This is a genomic window from Mycobacterium sp. IDUB_19 (assembly GCF_055419445.1).
The window spans coordinates 208,302-210,354 of the sequence record NZ_JBVAXR010000004.1 but is presented as its reverse complement, the minus strand read 5'-3'; the positions used below and the strand labels follow the sequence as shown (position 1 = coordinate 210,354).

General features: G+C 67.9%; 3 protein-coding genes. All 3 read left to right on the top strand.

Annotated features, from left to right (window positions below):
• The coding region (locus ACZY0B_RS06035; RefSeq protein WP_463763116.1) for an HIT family protein at window positions 1–487 on the top strand (487 nt) is incomplete at its 5' end.
• Window positions 484–1,149 (top strand): phosphatidylinositol phosphate synthase, encoded by a 666-nt coding sequence (pgsA, locus tag ACZY0B_RS06030; RefSeq protein WP_463763115.1) that lies wholly within the window; start codon window positions 484–486, stop codon window positions 1,147–1,149. The genes ACZY0B_RS06035 and pgsA, both read left to right, overlap by 4 nt.
• Window positions 1,146–2,053: phosphatidylinositol mannoside acyltransferase (locus tag ACZY0B_RS06025; RefSeq protein ID WP_463763114.1), on the top strand; the 908-nt coding region annotated here is incomplete at its 3' end. The genes pgsA and ACZY0B_RS06025, both read left to right, overlap by 4 nt.

Sequence of the window (2,053 nt, the reverse complement as noted above, 5' to 3'; positions counted from 1 at the left end):
CAAAACCGAGGAGCCGTTCAGCGACATTCCGCAACTGCCCGACGAGGACGGTCTGGTGGTCGCCCGCGGAGAACTCGTCTATGCCGTGCTCAACCTCTACCCGTACAACCCCGGGCATTTGATGGTGGTGCCCTACCGGCGGTTGTCCGAAATCGAAGACCTGACCGATGCCGAGAGCGCGGAGTTAATGGCGTTCATCCAGAAGGCGATTCGCGTCATCAAGAACGTCTCGCGCCCGCACGGATTCAACGTCGGGCTGAATCTGGGGACGTCGGCGGGCGGGTCACTGGCCGAGCACCTGCATGTGCACGTGGTGCCGCGGTGGGGTGGCGACGCGAACTTCATCACCATCGTCGGCGGCGCCAAGGTGATCCCGCAGTTGCTGCGCGAGACGCGCGAGTTGCTGGCCACCGAATGGGCGAAACAAGCAATGAGTCGCGCCGGCGACGATGCAGAGCGCAGCGATGACGAGAAGCGGCGCTCATGAGCAAGGCGCCCTTTCTGTCCCGGGCTGCGTTCGCACGGCTCAGTAGTCCGCTCGCCAGGGCAGCCCTGCGGGTCGGTTTGACCCCGGACGGCGTCACCATCCTGGGCACGATCGCCTCGGTGGCAGGGGCGTTGACCCTCTTCCCGATGGGCAAGCTGTTCGCCGGCGGGTGTGTGGTCTGGTTTTTCGCGCTCTTCGACATGCTCGACGGGGCGATGGCCCGGGAAAGGGGCGGCGGCACCCGCTTCGGCGCGACGCTGGACGCCTCCTGCGACCGCATCAGCGACGGTGCGGTGTTCTGCGGGCTGCTGTGGTGGATTGTCTTCGGCCTGCACGACAAGCCGCTCGCGGTGGCGACGCTGATCTGCCTGGTCACCTCGCAGGTGATCTCCTACATCAAGGCCCGGGCCGAGGCCAGCGGGCTGCGCGGCGACGGCGGCATCATCGAACGGCCGGAACGGCTGATCATCGTGCTGACCGGCGCTGGCGTTTCGGACTTTCCGTTCGTAGCATGGCCGCCGGCACTGCCGGTGGCGATGTGGGTGCTGGCGGTGGCGAGCCTGGTCACCTGCGCGCAGCGGTTGCACCGGGTGCGGACGTCGCCCGGGGCCAATGAACCGTTACCGCCAAGTCCGGCAAGCAGGGAAACGAGCGAGTCGTGATCTCCACACCGGCGAGCCTGAAGGCGCTTACGGCGCCACGCAACCTGTTGGCCCGGACGGCGGCCGACTGGGTGTACGCGACCGGCTGGATGGCGGTGCGCGCGGTGCCAGAGTTCGCCGCGCGCAGTGTATTCGAGACCGGAGCGCGCTACGCCGCCCGCAACGGCGGGCCGGACCAGCTGCGCAAGAACCTGGCCCGGGTCATCGGTGTGCCGCCGGCGCAGGTACCGGACAGCCTGATGCGGGCCTCCCTGGCGTCTTACGGCCGCTACTGGCGAGAGGCGTTCAGGCTGCCGACGATGGACCACCACGCGCTGGCCCGTCAGGTCGATGAGACGTTCCAGGGGGCGGGCAATATCGACGCGGCCTTGGCCGAAGGCCGTGGAGTTGTCATGGCGCTGCCGCACAGCGGCAACTGGGACACGGCCGGGGTCTGGCTGGCCCAGACGTATGGCACCTTCACCACGGTCGCGGAGCGACTCGAACCCGAGTCGCTGTACCGGCGTTTCATCGCATACCGCGAAAGCCTCGGCTTTGAAGTGCTGCCGCACTCCGGCGGCGAACGACCGCCCTTCGAGGTGTTGTGCGAGCGGCTGCGGGCCAACCGGGCGGTGTGCCTGATGGCCGAGCGCGATCTGACCCGCAGCGGTGTTGAAGTCGAATTCTTCGGCGAACCCACCCGGATGCCGGCCGGGCCGGCGAAGCTCGCGATCGAAACCGGGGCGGCCCTGCTGCCCGCGCATTGCTGGAACGAGGGCGACGGCTGGCCCGTCGAGATATTCCCGCCGCTGGACTGCTCCAGCGGGGACGTCAAAACCATCACTCAGGCGCTGGCCGACCAATTCGCCACCAACATCGCCGCCCACCCCGAAGACTGGCACATGCTGCAGCCCCAGTGGCTGGC

Coding starts and splice junctions, on each gene's coding strand:
- pgsA (WP_463763115.1), top strand. CDS start 484: ATGAGCAAGGCGCCCTTTCTGTCCCGGGCTGCGTTCGCACGGCTCAGT.